The 18,054-nt window shown below is 32.2% G+C and carries 16 protein-coding genes and 1 other RNA gene; 16 read left to right on the top strand and 1 reads right to left on the bottom strand.

What is annotated here, in order from left to right; translation table 11 throughout:
* Positions 1–8: 8 nt before the first annotated feature.
* The 12 genes from OCV48_RS10835 to ffs all read left to right on the top strand — a co-directional run bounded on the left by OCV48_RS10835 (position 9) and on the right by ffs (position 11,885).
* Entirely contained in the window at positions 9–1,541 is a 1,533-nt protein-coding gene (locus tag OCV48_RS10835; protein WP_021982251.1) for a lipopolysaccharide biosynthesis protein, read from the top strand.
* 12 nt (positions 1,542–1,553) lie between these two features.
* Positions 1,554–1,955 (top strand): sugar 3,4-ketoisomerase, encoded by a 402-nt coding sequence (locus tag OCV48_RS10830; RefSeq protein WP_021982252.1) that lies wholly within the window; start codon positions 1,554–1,556, stop codon positions 1,953–1,955.
* Positions 1,956–1,960: 5 nt separating this feature from the next.
* Complete coding sequence (locus OCV48_RS10825) at positions 1,961–3,064, top strand: DegT/DnrJ/EryC1/StrS family aminotransferase (RefSeq protein ID WP_021982253.1); 1,104 nt, start codon at positions 1,961–1,963, stop codon at positions 3,062–3,064.
* Positions 3,065–3,103: 39 nt separating this feature from the next.
* The gene (locus tag OCV48_RS10820; RefSeq protein WP_147591924.1) at positions 3,104–4,087 is read left to right on the top strand and encodes a glycosyltransferase; all 984 of its coding nucleotides are present in this window, start codon (positions 3,104–3,106) and stop codon (positions 4,085–4,087) included.
* A gap of 226 nt (positions 4,088–4,313) precedes the next feature.
* Positions 4,314–5,240 carry a glycosyltransferase family 2 protein gene (locus OCV48_RS10815; RefSeq protein WP_021982256.1) on the top strand — a complete coding sequence of 309 codons (927 nt, stop codon included), beginning with the start codon at positions 4,314–4,316 and terminating at the stop codon, positions 5,238–5,240.
* Positions 5,241–5,309: 69 nt separating this feature from the next.
* Complete coding sequence (locus OCV48_RS10810; RefSeq protein WP_021982257.1) at positions 5,310–7,238, top strand: polysaccharide biosynthesis protein; 1,929 nt, start codon at positions 5,310–5,312, stop codon at positions 7,236–7,238.
* A 169-nt stretch (positions 7,239–7,407) separates the two neighbouring features.
* A complete protein-coding gene (locus OCV48_RS10805; protein ID WP_021982258.1) occupies positions 7,408–8,613 on the top strand; it encodes a DegT/DnrJ/EryC1/StrS family aminotransferase in 1,206 nt (401 codons plus the stop codon).
* Positions 8,614–8,642: 29 nt separating this feature from the next.
* A complete protein-coding gene (locus OCV48_RS10800) occupies positions 8,643–9,326 on the top strand; it encodes a sugar transferase (protein WP_021982259.1) in 684 nt (227 codons plus the stop codon).
* Between the two features lie 6 nt (positions 9,327–9,332).
* On the top strand, positions 9,333–10,097 hold the full coding sequence (locus tag OCV48_RS10795) for a glycosyltransferase family 2 protein (RefSeq protein ID WP_147591922.1): 765 nt from the start codon (positions 9,333–9,335) through the stop codon (positions 10,095–10,097).
* Positions 10,098–10,124: 27 nt separating this feature from the next.
* The gene (locus tag OCV48_RS10790; protein WP_147591921.1) at positions 10,125–10,904 is read left to right on the top strand and encodes a glycosyltransferase family A protein; all 780 of its coding nucleotides are present in this window, start codon (positions 10,125–10,127) and stop codon (positions 10,902–10,904) included.
* 63 nt (positions 10,905–10,967) lie between these two features.
* Positions 10,968–11,456: a VanZ family protein gene (locus OCV48_RS10785; protein WP_147591920.1), complete on the top strand. Its 489-nt coding sequence runs from the start codon at positions 10,968–10,970 to the stop codon at positions 11,454–11,456.
* 168 nt (positions 11,457–11,624) lie between these two features.
* Positions 11,625–11,885, top strand: an RNA gene (gene ffs / locus OCV48_RS10780) — signal recognition particle sRNA large type.
* Positions 11,886–11,997: 112 nt separating this feature from the next.
* Here the strand turns inward: ffs and OCV48_RS10775 are convergent.
* Complete coding sequence (locus OCV48_RS10775) at positions 11,998–12,879, bottom strand: LysR family transcriptional regulator (RefSeq protein WP_021982263.1); 882 nt, start codon at positions 12,877–12,879, stop codon at positions 11,998–12,000.
* 262 nt (positions 12,880–13,141) lie between these two features.
* On the opposite strand from OCV48_RS10775, the gene pyrB reads away from it, so the two are divergent.
* The 4 genes from pyrB (at position 13,142) to OCV48_RS10755 (ending at position 18,053) form a co-directional block, all read left to right on the top strand.
* Positions 13,142–14,089 carry an aspartate carbamoyltransferase gene (gene pyrB / locus OCV48_RS10770; RefSeq protein WP_021982264.1) on the top strand — a complete coding sequence of 316 codons (948 nt, stop codon included), beginning with the start codon at positions 13,142–13,144 and terminating at the stop codon, positions 14,087–14,089.
* Between the two features lie 80 nt (positions 14,090–14,169).
* Positions 14,170–14,955 carry a YoaK family protein gene (locus OCV48_RS10765; protein ID WP_147591919.1) on the top strand — a complete coding sequence of 262 codons (786 nt, stop codon included), beginning with the start codon at positions 14,170–14,172 and terminating at the stop codon, positions 14,953–14,955.
* 314 nt (positions 14,956–15,269) lie between these two features.
* Positions 15,270–16,613: an MATE family efflux transporter gene (locus OCV48_RS10760; RefSeq protein ID WP_147591918.1), complete on the top strand. Its 1,344-nt coding sequence runs from the start codon at positions 15,270–15,272 to the stop codon at positions 16,611–16,613.
* 369 nt (positions 16,614–16,982) lie between these two features.
* Positions 16,983–18,053 carry a 6-phosphofructokinase gene (locus tag OCV48_RS10755; protein WP_262559657.1) on the top strand — a complete coding sequence of 357 codons (1,071 nt, stop codon included), beginning with the start codon at positions 16,983–16,985 and terminating at the stop codon, positions 18,051–18,053.
* Position 18,054: the final 1 nt, after the last annotated feature.

Below are 18,054 nucleotides of genomic sequence, written 5' to 3'. Positions count from 1 at the left end.
AAACATAAATGAATTTTAATAATCAACCAAGAATGAAGAATGTAAAGCTGATTTCATTAAGTTTTTTAATCAATCAGATTATTAAAGCTATAATGGCATTTGCATACAGAATAATTTTTGTAATGGTTCTTTCAAAAGAATATTTAGGTATTACAGGACTTTTTTCTAATATAACAGTAGTTTTTTCGTTAGCTGATTTGGGAATAGGAAGTGTAATCATATATTATTTATATGAACCAATAAAAAATAATGATGAAAACAGAGTTGCAGAGTTGATGAATTTCTATAAAAAATTTTATAATGTTGTTGCGATATCATTATTTTTTATTGGAATACTTATTATGCCATTTTTGAATTTTCTGATTAAAGATATGTCAGAAGTTCCTAAAGATGTAAATATATATATTGTTTATGTACTATTTGTATTCCAGAATGTGTTAAGCTATATTTTTGTATATAAACAGTCATTGTTAGAAGCAGACCAAAGAGGGTATGTAAAGGCTATTGCAGATTCAATTGCAAATATAGTACAGTATGGATTGATGATAATAGTCTTATTAATTACAAAAGAATATATAGCTACATTAATTATAAATATAATAATCACTGTTGCGTCTAATTATATATTAAGTCGGTATACATATAAAAAATATAAAGATGTGTTTGATAATAAGGATAAATTAGACAGGGATAGTATAAAAAAAATAGTTAATGATTCAAAAGCATTGATGTGTCACAGAATAGGTTATGTAATATTAACGGCGACAGATAATCTTGTTTTATCAAAATATGTAGGAATAATTGCAGTAGGAATATATTCAAATTACCTGATGATAACAACGATGCTAAATAATATTGTTAATGCACTATTGGGGAACATAACATCGTCTATTGGAAATTATAGCATTAATGCTAATAATAATGAAAAACGTAACTTATATAACAATTTGCAATTTATAAATATGTGGATAAATAGTTTATGTACCGGATGTGTATGTGTGTTAATTAATCCATTTATATATTCAATATGGCAGGATACTAGTTTACTTTTGTCTAAAAAAGTAATAGTATTAATTACAATTAGTTTAAACATAACTCTAAGTAATATAATAAATTCGTCATTTATAAATAGTAATGGTTTGTTTGTAAAAGATAAAGCAAGAACAATAATAGAGTCTGTATTAAATTTAATTATATCAATAATTCTGGCAAAAAAAATAGGGATATCAGGTGTAATACTTGGAACAATTATAAGCAATTTATTAACCTCATGGTGGAGAGTTCCATATCTGGTATATAAGTTTATATTTGCATCCTCCTGCATAGAATATTTTAAAAAATATTTTACATGGGTAGTTATAACATTGGTAGGTTATATTGCACTAGAAAATGTATGTAACCTATTTTCAGATTCAATATTATATTTTATAATAAAAATGATTATATGTATTGTTGGATTTAACGTAATATTTTTGATATGTTTTGGAAGGACAGATGAATTTAAATATATATGGAGAAGGCTTATGAAAAAGAATGCCTAGAAAGGAGGAAAAATGCAAGTTGTAAAATATGTTTTTCAGCCACATGGTGATGACAGGGGACAATTAGTGGCATTAGAGGAGTTTAAGGATATACCGTTCAGAATAAAACGAGTATATTATATGTATGATACATTAGAGGGTGTGCATAGAGGATTTCATGCTCACAAATCACTTGAGCAGATTTTAGTATGTATACATGGAAGTTGTAAGGTACTATTAGATAACGGTTCAGAGAAAAAGATTATCCCTCTGGAGAAGCCATATGAGGGATTGTACATAGCTAATGATATTTGGAGGGAGATGTATGATTTCTCACCAGATGCGGTTTTACTTGTTTTGGCATCTGAATTGTACGATAATAATGACTATATAAGAGATTATGATGAATTTCTTGAATTTATAAATAAGAGGTGACAAACATGAAAGTGCCATTTGTATCTTTTGAACCTATGCACAATGAGATAGAAGATGAGATGAAAGAAGTATTCAATGATATATACAGTAAAAATATATTTATTAATGGAAATTATTGTAAAAAATTTGAGCATGACTTCAGTGAATATTGTGGAACGCAATATTGTGTTGGAACAGGAACAGGATTAGACTCTATATATATTATATTAAAGGCATTAGGAATAGGTAAAGGAGATGAAGTAATAATTCCATCAAATACCTATATTGCTACAGCTTTAGCGGTTACTTATGCAGGAGCCGATGTTGTTATGGTTGAGCCTGATATTACAACATATAATATTGATTGTAATTTAATAGAAGAGAAGATAACAAAAAAGACCAAGGCAATCATTGCTGTTCATTTACAGGGAAGAATGGCTGATATGGACAAGATATGTGCTATTGGACGGAAATATGGATTATATATAATAGAAGATGCAGCACAGGCTCATGGAGCAACATATAAAGGTGTGAAAGCTGGAAATATGTCGATGGCTGCAGCATTTAGCTTTTATCCGGGAAAGAATCTTGGAGCATTAGGAGATGGTGGCTGTATAGTTACCAATAATAAAGAATTAGCTGATAAATGCAGGGCTATTGGTAATTATGGTTCAGATTATAAATATCACCACATTTATCTTGGTAATAATAGCAGGTTAGATGAATTGCAGGCAGGTTTTTTATCAGTTAAGTTAAAGTATTTAGATAAATGGAATCAGTTTAGAAGAAATGTGGCACAAAAATATTTAGATGGAATTAATAACGATAAGATAATAATGCCATTAAAATCAAATGATGAATATAAGCATATTTATCATATTTTTGCAATTCGATGCGAAAAACGAGATGAATTAGAGAAATATCTTAATGAAAATGGAATTGGAACAGTAAAGCATTATCCAATACCTATACATAAACAGGAAGCATATAGAAATTCAGAAATCAGTAAAGAAACATACGAAATATCTGAGCGTATAAGTGATACAATACTTAGTATTCCTATGTATTATGGAATAAGCGAAAAACAGATAGAATATGTGATAGATATGTTAAATAGATTTGATGCATAGAAGTAATAAACTAATTAGTTATATGGAACACGAGGAATTATGAAAATGGATATTACTGTATTAGTAGCTCAATTTAACCCGGATATACAAAAAGTTATTTATACATTAAATTCTATAATTAATCAGAAAGATATAGAATTTGAGATAGTTATATGCGATGATGGTTCGACTAAAGATTGTTTCGAAAATATAGAGAAATATTTTACAGAGAAGAAATTTTATAATTACAGACTTGTAAAATTAGAAGAGAATAGAGGGACTGTAATTAATATATTGAATGGTGTAAGTAATGCATCAGGAAAATATATTAAGGTGATATCTCCGGGCGATTTTCTGTATAATAATCACATATTGAGAGAGATATTTGATTATGTAAATAAGAGAGCTGCCAAAATTGCTTTTGGGAATGTAGTTCCGTTTAGCTATAAAGATAAACAGATATTACAATATAGTAATACAAAGCCATATAATATAAAGGTGTTTGATAAACAACCATATAATCTGTCAAAAGTCCAGACAAGTATATTACTATGTTGGAATGGAATTGTGGGTGCAGGAATTGTATATGAAAAAGAGTATATGTACAGATTGCTACATATGTTAGATGGTAGAGTAATATACGCAGAAGATTTTATGACATATATTGCAGCAGCAGATAATCATAACATATATCATATGAATAAAAATGTTGTGTGGTATGAATACGGAGGTGGAATATCTACATCTAAGAACAGAAAGTGGGAACTGTTAATAGACAAAGACAGGGAAAAACTATATGAAATATTATATAAGAATTATTTGGATAATAAAGTTGTAATGAAATCAAAGAAACTTAAAGAGATTAGTGGAAAAGGCGGACTTATTAAGTTCTTTTGGCTATTACTAAAATGCCCATCTAAATATTATTATTTTATATATGAAATAATTTGGAGTAAGAGAAAACATTATGTTGAAGCGGAATATAATTATTTAACGGAGATTATGGGAATAGATAGAAAAGAAGTTAGTATTAGAAAGGTATGAATATGAGAATAGGAATAAAAAACGCGGAAGTATTACCAAATTTCAAAAAAATAAAATGCATTAATGAAAATGATATAATATATCCTCAAAAGGAAATTTATGAATTTTGTACATTTAGCAGGGTATGCAAAGAAAAGGGGATTACAACTGCAATAAATTGTATTAATAGAATAAATAAAAGATACAAAAAATATTAAAATTATTAAGGAAAAGGTGAAAGAATACAATGGTGGCGGTAATAGTTTTAAATTATAAAACTAAAGAAGAAACTATAAAATGTGTAGAGTCAATTATTGCACATACACAAGATATTGAATATGAGGTTTTTATTGTAGACAATGATTCAAAAGATGGTTCATATGAATTTCTTGCGGATAAATATGAGAAAAATCATAAAGTAATGGTATTTAAAACTAAGAAAAATGAAGGTTACTCTGCAGGAAATAATTACATATGCAAGCAATTAGATACAGAAAAATATGATAGAATATGTATTGTTAACAGTGATGTTATATTTAATAACAATGCATTAAAATTAATGAGCGAAAATATTTCTAAAGATGTTGCAGTGACAGGACCATCAGTTCATGACTATAATGGAAATGAAACTCAATTATTAAGAAAAACATATGATTTTATGCTATATATGTGTTCTAAGAAGCCGTTGTATTATTTAAGAAATAAGAGTAACAGATTTGCTACAGAATATCCATATACGAAAGACAAATTTGAATTTTATGGAATGCTTAGTGGCTGCTGTTTTATGATAGATTCTAAAATATTTAAGAGGATTGGATATTTTGATGAAAACGTATTTCTGTATTGTGAAGAATGGATAATTGCATATAAGCTGCAGAAAATGCATAAAAAAGTCTGTTATATTCCGGAAGCTAGTGTAACTCATTACAACGGAAAGTCAACATCAAAGAGAGGAAAAGGCTTTCAAAGTCTTTATTTGTATATAAGTGCATTTTATTATTTACGATATTATGTTAAAATAAATATATTCGAAAGAATTTATGTGTATTTACAGAATACTTCTGTGTTTATTCTACGTTCAATTGCTGACAAAACGTACAGAGGAGAATTGAGGAAGTATATTAAATATGCAAATAAAATATTTATGAGTAATGATAAGATAAAGATACGTTAAGAATATGTTATTCAAATATTTATTAACTGATATCATAAAGAAAATGTAAGTAGTGAGGTACATATCGAAGTGAAAAGATATAAAAAACATCATATTAAATGGTTGTTAGTTTTATATGACTTGCTTGTATATCTGGTAGCAGCAATTTTACTGCTGGTACTTTATGAGGGGGACGATAAACTTTCAATTATTGGAATGATTCAGCAGGCTGTTTTATCAGTAAGCATAATATTTTTAATAAGGCTATTGGGTAATGTATATGGACAGATATGGAGATATGGAGGTATTCAGTGTTATATCCGTCTGCTTTTTGCAGATGGAATTGCATTTATAATTTATTTAACAATGGCGTTCAATCTGCCTATACAACAGATTACATTTGCAAGAACACTCAGTTTAAGTTGTATTAATCTCCTGGGCGCATTGGCATTGCGAATGATGTACAGATATGCTTATAAATGCGGTAATCAGGAAACAGTAAAGGGAAAGATTCTGTCTGAAATTCTGTATATGTTTTCTGGGATAAAGGCTGTTACTGATAAAGAAGTCCAAAGAATAAAAATAGCTATTATTGGAGCAGGACGTGTGGGAGTAGGCTTTGCAGAAGAGCTTATTAACAGTGAAGAATCAGCATATATTCCAAGATGTTTTATAGATATCAGTGAAGAGAAAATTGGACGTGAGATACATGGTATTCCGGTGTGGTCTGTTGAAGAGGCAACATTTAGAAAATTAGGTGAATATGAGGTTCAGGAAATTGTACTTGCAATTCCATCACTTGAGGCAGATAAGAAGAAAGAATTATATGAATATTATAAACAGGCAGGATATAAAGTTAAGGTCTATGATTATCCGACAGTTTATACAGCAGGAGTTAAGAGACATTTAAGAGAATTTGATGCGGAAGATTTGTTGTTCAGAAAACCATTGGTAGTAGCTGATGAACATACAAATGAGTACTATAGAAATAAGGTTGTCTTAATTACCGGAGGCGGAGGTTCTATTGGCTCAGAGTTGTGCAGACAGTTAGCAAAAATGAATCCAAAACAGATGATAATTCTGGATATTTATGAAAATGGTGCATATGATATCCAACAGGAATTAATGATAGCATATGAAGGTAAATTGAATATTCAGGTTGAAATTGCATCGATTACAAATATAAGGGCAATGGAAAGAGTATTTGAAATGTACCATCCACAGATAGTAATTAATGCAGCAGCACATAAGCATGTACCACTTATGGAACATAACTGCATAGAAGCTATTGAAAATAATGTTTTTGGAACAAAGATAGTTGCAGATCTCTGTGAGAAATATGGTGCTGAACGCTTTATGATGGTATCAACGGACAAGGCTGTTAACCCCACTAATGTTATGGGGGCAACTAAGAGAATGTGTGAAATGATAGTGCAAAGTGCAAGTACATATGGAAAAGTCAAATATAGTGCAACACGATTTGGAAATGTACTAGGCAGTGCCGGTTCAGTTATTCCATTATTCAAAAAGCAGATAGCAAATGGTGGTCCTGTAACGATAACAGATAAGCGAATAATAAGGTATTTTATGACTATTCCGGAAGCATCACAATTGGTACTTCAAAGCGGTGCTATGGCAGATAATGGTGAACTTTTTGTCCTGGATATGGGAAAACCGGTCAAAATCTATGATTTGGCAGAAAATATGATTAGATTATCAGGTGTTAAGGGAATAGAGATAGTAGAGACAGGACTTAGACCGGGAGAAAAGTTATACGAAGAATTGTTAGTAAAAACTGAGACATTAGACAGAACTCCAAACAGTTTGATTTTTATAGAAAGAGATACAGCTTTAAGTGAAGAAGAAATTAGAAGCCGGCTTATGATTCTAAAAGAAGCCTGTGATTCGGGAGATGATTCTAAGGCAAGGGAAGCATTGAGAAAGACAGTATCTACATTTAGAAGCCCGGAAGAAGTAAATAATATAGCCTTGAATGAAATATCAGAAAATAAAATATAAGATAGTAAAGAAATGGAGGCTAGTATGAAAAATAATGCTGATGCAATTATTTTTCACACAGCTATTTGCTTAGGAGCGAAAGTAAATAGTTTTTATGGCAGATGAGAAATCGCTTGTGTGAATTTCTCATCGTCTCTTCGCAATAAGTCGCTCAGAAATGAGGATTAGTATGAAAATTCCGTTTTCACCACCTGATATTACTGAAGAAGAAATTATTCAGGTTACTGAGGCGTTAAAATCAGGCTGGATTACAACAGGTCCAAGGACAAAAGAATTAGAAAGAGAAGTAGCTAGTTTATGTGGTGTTAATCGTGCAGTCTGTCTGAATTCGCAGACGTCATGTGCAGAAATGACATTGAGACTGTTAGGTATAAAAGACGGTGATGAAGTAATTACAAGCGCATATACATATACTGCGAGTGCATCGGTAGTCTGCCATGTAGGAGCAAAACTTGTGTTAATTGATACACAGGAAGACTCACTGGAAATGGATTATGATAAATTAGCTGAGGCAATTACAGAGAGAACAAAGGTAATTATTCCGGTAGATATTGGAGGAATACCTTGCGATTATAACAGAATATATGAAATTGTAGAAAGTAAAAAAGAATTATTTCAACCTGAAAATGAACTTCAAAAAGCATTTGGAAGAGTTATAGTTATGGCAGATGCTGCACATGCTTTAGGTGCGGTATGGCAAGATAAAATGGTTGGAAGTATTGCTGATTTTACGAATTTTAGTTTTCATGCAGTTAAGAATCTTACTACCGCTGAGGGTGGTGCTGTGACCTGGCGGGAAATAAATGGTATAGATAGTGAGAAAATATACCATCAATATCAGCTATTATCATTACATGGGCAATCAAAAGATGCATTTGCTAAAACGCAGCTTGGAGCATGGGAATATGATATTATTGGTCCATGGTATAAATGTAATATGACAGATGTAGCAGCAGGAATTGGCTTAGCACAGATGAAGCGTTACAAAGGTTTACTTGCAAGGAGACAGAAAATTATAAGAAAATATGATAATGCATTTATACCTGTTGGAATTGAAGTGTTGAAGCATTATACTAATGAATATACATCGTCAGGACATTTGTATATAACAAGAATTCCTGATATTACACAAGATATGAGAAATGAAATTATTATTAAAATGGCAGAGGCAGGAGTAGCATGTAATGTTCATTATAAACCATTGCCAATGCTGACTGCTTATAAGCAGCTTGGTTTTGATATTAAAGATTATCCTAATGCATATAGAAGATTTGAGAATGAAATAACATTGCCACTTCATACCAGACTTACAGACGAAGAGATTGATTATGTTATTAATCAATATATAAGAATAGTCAGAGAATATATTGTATAAAAATATAAGTCAGAGAATGGGAGGTCAGGATGTTACGAAAATGGAATGAATTGCCAGAATATATGCAGACAGAAGCTGTAAGACCATATTATGAAATATTAAGAAAGAAAAAATTAAGTCTGATATTAAAAAGGCTTTTTGATATCGTGGTATCTGTTATCATGATTGGAATTTTGTTTCCGATTATGGTGATTATTGCTATACTTATCATAACTGATTCTAAAGGAGGAATATTTTATCGTCAGGAAAGAATCACAAGATATGGCAGGAAATTTAGAATATATAAATTTCGTACAATGGTAGCAAATGCAGATAAAATTGGTACACAGGTTACTGTGTCAGACGATAGCAGAATAACAAAAATTGGGAAAAAACTGCGTAAATACAGGTTAGACGAAATACCCCAACTCTTCAATATTTTAGCAGGAGATATGACATTTGTGGGAGTTCGTCCTGAAAGCGTACATTATGTAAAACATTATACACCGGAAATGATGGCAACATTATTACTTCCAGCAGGTTTAACATCTGAGGCAAGTATACGTTACAGAGATGAGGCAAAAATGCTTGATAATGTAAGTGATGTTGATAAAGTTTATATAGAAAAGATTTTGCCGGAAAAGATGAAATATAATCTGGAAAGCATTAAGAAATTTGATTTATTTAGAGAACTGATAACTATGTTTAAAACCGTATTAACGGTATTGGGGTAAAATATTATGGTAGATGGATTAGTATCAATTATTATGCCGTCGTGGAATACTGGTAAATTTATTAAGGAATCAATACAATCAGTAATAAACCAGACGTATACAAACTGGGAATTAATTATAGTAGATGATTGCTCAAATGATAATACTGATAAAATAGTAGATTTATTTAATGATAAGAGAATCAGATATTTTAAAAATACAAGAAATATTGGTGCGGCTCTTACAAGAAACAGAGCATTAAGAGAGGCCAGAGGAGAATGGATAGCATTTCTTGATTCTGATGACCTATGGAAACATGAAAAATTAGAGCATCAGATTGAATTTATGCAAAAGAATAATCTGGTATTTTCATATCATAATTATATGAAGATTGATGAGTGTTCCGAACCACTAAATATTTATGTATCAGGACCAAGGATTGTGACTAAAAGGAAAATGTATAATTATGGATATCCGGGATGCCTGACATTTATGTATAGTGCGAAGACAATGGGATTAATTCAGATTAAAGACATAAAAAAGAATAATGACTATGCAATTCTTTTACAATTATGTAAAAAAGCTAATTGTTATCTGTTAAATGAAAGTTTAGCGGAATATAGAATCAGAAAAAAATCAATATCTCATGACAAACTGATAAGGAAGATAAAAAGTCATTATGATTTATTTCGTGTATGTGATGGAAAGTCAGTACCAATTGCTTTATGGTATGCCTGTGGAAATATGTTCTATGGCATAATAAAAAAGAAAAAATATGAGAAACGAATTTGAAAAATAATTTATAAAAAGGAGTACTGTATGAAAGTTCAAGTATTGGTTGCAACTACTAATCAATCAGATCATTCATTAATAAAAAAAATGAATATTAAAACAGATGCACTTATAGGAAATCAATGTGGTAAAAATTCAGTTGATGAATTTGAGATTGATAATATGCATATAGTATATTTGAACTTTGCGGAACGCGGAGTGGGACTTAACAGAAATAATTCACTTATGCGTGCAAATGCAGATATATGTCTTTTTGCAGATGATGATATGATATATGAGGATAATTATAAAGATATTGTTGAAAAAGCATTTAATGATAATCCCAGTGCAGATATTATTGTTTTTAATCTTAGAGAAAAAAATACAACTCGTAGTATAATAACTAAGAAAAAGAGAGTAGGGTATTTTAATTATCTTAGATATGGAACAGCAAGAATAGCCGTTAGATTGTCTAGCGTAAAAAAATATGGTATATATTTCAATCAGTGTTTTGGAGGAGGAACGGAAAGATGTCATGGTGAGGACACCTTGTTTCTATCGGCTTGTTTAAAAAATGGATTAAAAATAGTAGCTGTACCTGAATATATTGCTACGTTGACAAATGAACGAGAATCTAGCTGGAATAATGGCTATAATGAGAAATACATAAAAGATCAGGGAGTTTTATACTATACGATATCACGGAAATGGTGGAGGTTATTATGTATACAGGATGCCATAAGAAAACATAGGTTATATAATCGTAGTATGTTAAATACATATTTACTAATGTTAGAAGAGGTTAAGAAATTCAAAAAGCACAAATAATCAACATACATAAAATCAAAAACCAATTATGCAACTAACAAAAGTGTAAAGAGGAAATTAGTTATGAATTTAACAAAATATCTCAAAAGATTAATCTTCATAATATGTATTCTAATCTGGCTTGTGTTCATATTCGGGATGTCTGCTAAAACAGGTGAAGAATCAGCAGGATTAAGTCTTAGAATAACAAGGCAGATTTATAAGGTTAATTTGGTAAGGCAAATTATCAAATTAGATACATTACATACAATCATTAGAAAATGCGCACATTTTACGGAATATGGAATATTGGCAATATTAGTATTAGAGTTAGCGGATACATTTGATAAATGGAAGAAGATATTATTACAGAAAAGATACGTAAAATGTCTGTGGTGGATAGTTATATTCTGTATAATTGTGGCGGCATCTGATGAATTTCACCAGAGGTTTGTACCAGATAGAGGACCAAGCATAAGAGATGTGTGCATAGATACAGGTGGAAGTCTTATGTTTCTGGTAATAGCTGTGATAATAAAAATATGCAGATTGCATAGACTTAATAATGATTAGGCATAAAATAGTTAAGACGTTTAGGAGATTAAATAAAAAGGTAAGTAATATGATAAAAGTATGATGATAATAAAGGCATATGATGAAAAATTAATTTCATAAAATATTTATTTGACAATACAATTAATATCAGATATACTTTAAAAGCACTAAATAGTCATAAAGTTTCCGTGCAGCCGGGGAGTTAGCGGTGCCCTGTACCTGCAATCCGCTCTAGCAGGGGTGATGTTTTGCCGCGGATATATCTTGTAGGGCTGCCCTTTACAAGTGGCGATGACGTTTAGGTCTTACGCAACAGGAATTTATGAATCGTGTCAGGTCAGGAATGAAGCAGCACTAAGTAAAACCTTCTGTGTGCCGTAAGGTAGCCTGGACTGAGTTAACTATAGAGGTAACGCTTATGATCTGTATACAAAGCAAAACGCACGGATTTAATAATATATAATATAAGTAAAGTATATAAGAGCCGACTGTAGCAATATCACAAGTATATGCAGCATCGGCATTATTTTTCATACTATTTTACACCTATTTATTTTTGTTATATTGGTTCGAGCATCATTTTCTCAAATTCTTTAGCTGCCATACTTAGCAGTTGTCCTTTTCTCTTGATGAGACAAATCTCACGCATTGGTATTTTTTCGGTTGTTTTAACAGTGAAGATATCATTTACACCTTTAATGAAATCTTCAGGAACAAAGCCAAGGCCTAGGTCTGAGCGGACCATTGGAAGTATCTGGTCAGCAGTTGCGGCTTCGATATCAGGTACATATGCAAGCCCATATCCCTCATATAATTTTGAATAGAAATCAAATGTTTTAGTCTGTGAACTTAGAGATATAAGAGGATAATCTGTTAAATCAGCAAGGGAAACTATTTTGTTCTTAAGTTCTTTATATGCGTTGCTTGAAATTAATACTTCCTGAAATTTTTTGACAGTAATCTCTTCTAAATTAGTAGATTTAACAGTTGGTGTTGATACGATTGCGAAATCTACAAGCCCCTCTTTTAATGCCTCGATAGCCTGAGGAGTTGAATGATTGCTTACGTGCAGACGGATATTAGGATAGAGCGCACGATATTTTTTGAATATTGGAAGCAGGCAGCAATGCAATGCTACCTCACTTGCGGAAATATATACTGAACCATTTTGCAGACTTTTACTGTCAACAATCTCTGCTTCTCCGGCTTCAATTTGTTCAAATGCTATTTTAATATGCTCGTATAGACGTTTTCCTTCAGGAGTGAGTTTTACACCTCTGTTAGTACGTGAAAAAAGTGGACAACCAAGTTCGCCCTCAAGATTCTTAATTGTTCGTGTAAGATTAGGCTGGTTGTTCATTAGTACGCTGGCGGCTTTGGAAATGCTGCCATATCTTGCTACATAATAAAAAATTCTGTAATAATCGTAACTTATATACATATAATTTATCCTTTCGTCTTTTTATATAGATGTCTTAGATGAAGTCTATATATGTCCATATGAAGTTAATATATAGATGCTTAGATGAAGTTGTAAACTATAAAATATACAACTAAAAAATTATCAATATTATAATATAGGAACTACTATAGTTATATATATCAAAAAATGATTATACATATATCAATAATACCTTTTACATATATCTATATCCATAGTATAATATTTTTTAGTGTAAAGTACAAGGAAAAGGAGAAAAACTATGAGGCATTTGATTGACCCTTTAGATTTTACGTTGGAGGAAACTAAAGAAATATTAGATTTGGCAAAACGAATTAAGGACAATCAGTCTGCATATATGCATATTGCAGACGGAAAGAAATTAGCTACATTGTTTTATGAACCAAGTACAAGAACAAGGCTTTCCTTTGAAGCAGCTATGTTAAGTCTTGGCGGCAAGACATTAGGCTTTGCAGGAGCAGAGCAGTCGAGTGCAACGAAGGGCGAAACGATAGCAGATACTGCAAGAGTTGTAAGCTGTTATGCAGATATTATTGCAATGCGCCATCCAAAAGAGGGAGCACCATTAAGAGCATCAATGTTTGCAAAAGTTCCTGTTGTTAATGCTGGCGATGGCGGTCATAGTCATCCGACACAGACTTTAATAGATTTGCTGACAATTCGTGAACGTAAGGGAAGATTAGATAATCTTACGATAGGCTTCTGTGGTGATTTGAAATTTGGAAGAACTGTTCATTCACTTGTAAATAGTTTAGTACGTTATCCTGATAATAAATTTTACTTTATATCACCGGAAGAGTTAAGTATTCCGACTTATCTTAAAGAAGATACGTTAGAACCTAATCATATATTTTATAAAGAGGTAAGGAGTTTAGAAAAGGTATTACCGGATTTAGATGTACTTTATATGACAAGAGTACAAAAAGAGCGTTTTTTTAACGAAGACGAATATATCCGTTTAAAAGGAATATATATGTTAAATGCAAAAATGCTTGAATTAGCTAAATCTGATATGCCGGTATTACATCCGTTGCCAAGGGTTGATGAAATATCAATCGACGTAGATAATGATAAACGTGCCGCATATTTCGAGCAGGTACAGAATGGTAAATACATTCGAATGGCGGTAATTATGGCTTTGTTAGAACTTATTGACCCGTTGACAAGGGAAAAAGTATTAAAAGTGTAATGCAGAGCATATAAAATGCCTGAAATTGTTTTCAGGATAAGGAAAAAGTATTAAAAACGTAATGCAAGGAGGTAATCTTTATGAAACATAAAATTCATGGTCAAATGTCAGAATCGTTTTTAATAGCAGCTTTTTTGTCAGTGTCAGGCGGTCTGCAGGACGCCTATACTTATATTTCGAGAGGGAAAGTATTCGCAAATGCACAGACCGGAAATATTGTGTTGTTTAGTCAGAATATAATAGCAGGAAACTTAAAATTATCGATACATTATTTTATTCCTGTTATTTTCTTTGCTCTGGGGGTTGCTGTGGCAGAATGTATACGACAGAAATACAGGCTTCTTCAGAAGATTCACTGGAGACAACTGGTACTTATCGCAGAAATTTTTCTTCTGTTTATAGTGGGTTTCCTGCCGGAAAAATGGAATATGCTCGCTAATGCAATGGTATCGTTTGCATGCGCGATGCAAGTGCAGGCGTTCAGGAAAGTAAACGGATATGCATTTGCAAGCACAATGTGTATAGGAAATATGAGAAGCGAAATGGAATCATTTTGTGCATATGAAAGAACTCATGATAAAAGGATACTTAAGAAAGCATTTTGTTATCTTGGAATAATATTTATGTTTGCCTTTGGTGCAGGCTTAGGAGGGTTATTGATTTCTGAATTGGGTATGAGAACTATCTGGATATCGTGTGCAATTCTTCTTATAAGTTTTATGTTTATGTTTATTAAAGAAGAGATAGTTGAGAATCCTGAACTTAAGGAAGAAAAAGCAGCCATACGTTCAGATTTACATAATATTAAAGAAGAAGCGGCTAATATGGAACGTATTCTGAAAGATGACCTGAAAATGCATCATTAAATGGAAATATTGTAGACTTAATGGTTGCTGGTATTGTGAAAGAAAATTATTAAAAATGCATTATTAATTTGAAACATTGTTGTAAAATTAATTTTATAAGTTATACGTGACATATCAAAATCATATATAAGGCATATCAAAAAAAGATTATTTATATAATAAAAATTGAATTATAATATCTTGCGACTTAACTGGCTTTTTGGGTGAATTTAGCGCTTGTGGTAATTTTATCAACAAACCTTATGCAGGCAATATAGCCAGTCTGGATATATAGGTAAAAATGCCTGAAAAAGTATGATTGGAGTGGAAAAGTCATGAATAAAGATTTGACAGTAGGTAAACCCAATAAAGTATTATGGATGTTTTGCCTGCCGCTATTTGGAAGTATCATTTTTCAACAGTTATATAATATTGCAGATAGTTTTGTAGCAGGTAAATTTATTAGTAATGATGCATTGGCAGCAGTAGGTAATAGTTATGAAATAACATTAATATTTATTGCATTTGCATTTGGCTGCAATATTGGTTGTTCGGTAATTGTATCGCAGTTATTTGGTGCTAAGAAATATAAGGAATTAAAGACAGCAGTTTATACTACACTTATTGCCAGCGGCGTTCTGTGTGTGGTATTAATGACAATAGGAATGTTATTTAGCGAAAGCCTTTTGGGACTTATAAATACACCATTACATATTATGGCTGATTCAAAATTATATCTTGATATATATATAATGGGCTTGCCATTTGTGTTCTATTATAATGTGGCAACGGGAATTTTCTCGGCATTAGGTGATTCAAAAACTCCATTTATCTTTTTGGCATGTTCATCAGTTTCGAATATAGCTGTGGATATTTTATTCGTAGCAGCTTTTCATATGGGAGTAGCAGGTGTTGCATGGGCAACATTCTTATGTCAGGGCATAAGCTGTATTCTTGCGATAGTAGTTGTATTTAAAAGATTTGCAAAGATAGAGACACAGGGAAAAGTTGACAAATTCTCATGGACCTTACTTGGACATATAGCAATCGTTGCAGTTCCAAGTATTTTACAGCAGAGCTTTATATCGCTTGGAAATATAATTATACAAAGCGTAATCAACAGTTTCGGAGCATCTGTAATGGCGGGATATTCCGCAGCCATTAAGTTAAATAATATGGTTATTACTTCAATGACAACCCTTGGAAATGGTGTGTCTAACTATACGGCACAGAATTTAGGTGCTAAGAAATTCGACAGAATCAGACAGGGCTTCAAAGCAGGGTTACAGCTCGTATGGATGCTTTGTATTCCTATCGTGATAGTATATATGTTCTTTGGAAAATATTTAATCTATATTTTCTTAGACAGCCCTACAGGAAAAGCAATGGACGTAGGTGTTATGTTCTTACATATTGTTGCACCATTCTACTTCGTGGTAGCTGCTAAATTAGTGGCAGATGGAATACTTCGTGGCGCAGGACTTATGAAGAAATTTATGATAGCGACATTTACAGACCTTACATTACGTGTTGTACTTGCAGAGGTACTTTCTAAGACAGCACTTGGAACAACGGGAATCTGGACTTCATGGCCAATCGGATGGACAATTGCAACGGTTATGTCGATAGTATTCTACTTTACAACGAAGTGGGAGAAAATGATTAATAAGAATATATAATTAGTGGTTTGTCCGCTTGTGGCATACATTTATTCCTTAATGTATCAGTAAAGTAAAGCCAGTGTAATGATTATATAAAATACATATAATAGAGTAATCAAAGGTATTTCTTAGCGAAAAGAAATACCTTTTTTTCTTACTAGGAAATTTCGTTGAAATTGTCCTGGTAAGAAAAAACGCTCCGCGAGGATCGCACTGCGGCGGAGCAGAAAATGTTGCTATCGCAATCCGCCGCAGGCGGAGAATGTCGCAAGCGACATTCTTTATTTTTAATAAAACAGTTGAATTAATCGGCTAATTTAAGTAAAATATTATTATATGAGTTTGAAATACAGACAAAATGCAGACATAAGAAAGGTGGTATCGTAAATGAGAATAGGAATGCTTACAAGTGGAGGAGACTGTCAGAGTCTTAATGCCTCTATGCGAGGTGTTGCAAAGGCACTTTATGAGAATATGAAAGATGTAGAGATAATTGGTTTCTTAGAGGGTTATAAGGGACTGATGTATTGTAATTACAGAAAATTAGAGCCTAAAGATTTCTCAGGAATATTAACAGAGGGTGGAACAATTATCGGAACATCGAGACAGCCATTTAAGTTAATGAGAGAACCTGATGCCAACGGACTTGATAAAGTTAAAGCCATGAAAGATACTTATAAGAAGCTTAAGATAGAATGTCTTGTTATTCTTGGAGGTAATGGAACACATAAGACAGCTAACCTGCTTCGTGAAGAGGGATTAAACGTAGTTACACTTCCTAAGACAATTGATAATGATATTTATGGTACAGATATAACATTTGGTTTTCAGAGTGCGGTTAACATCGCTACTAATGCAATAGATTGTATACACACAACAGCAGCATCACATGGTCGTGTATTTATCGTGGAAGTAATGGGACATAAAGTCGGCTGGCTTACATTACACGCAGGAATTGCAGGCGGTGCGGATATTATCCTTTTACCTGAGATACCATATGATATAGACAAAGTAGTTGAAGCTATTGACAAGAGAACAAAAGAGGGCAAGAGATTTTCAATTCTTGCAGTGGCAGAGGGTGCGATATCTAAAGAAGATGCTAAGCTTTCTAAGAAGAAACTTAAAGAGAAGAAAGCTAATTCGCCATATCCATCTATTTCATATGAATTAGGAGCGCAGATTCAGGCGAAAACAGGTCATGAGATAAGAGTTACAATTCCGGGACACACACAGAGAGGTGGTAGTCCTTGTCCATATGACAGAGTTCTTTCTACAAGATTCGGTGCGGCAGCAGCCAGACTTATCCTTAATAAAGAATATGGATATATGGTTGGAATGCACGATGGTGAAATCATCAAAGTACCTCTTGAAGAAGTGGCAGGCAGATTAAAAGGTGTTAATCCTGATTCGTCTGTTATCAAAGAGGCTAAATTAATAGGAATTAGTTTTGGAGATTAAT

The sequence above is a fragment of the Bovifimicola ammoniilytica genome (assembly GCF_025567085.1).
Lineage (GTDB): Bacteria > Bacillota > Clostridia > Lachnospirales > Lachnospiraceae > Bovifimicola > Bovifimicola ammoniilytica.
This window is presented reverse-complemented; position numbering and strand designations above follow the sequence as displayed.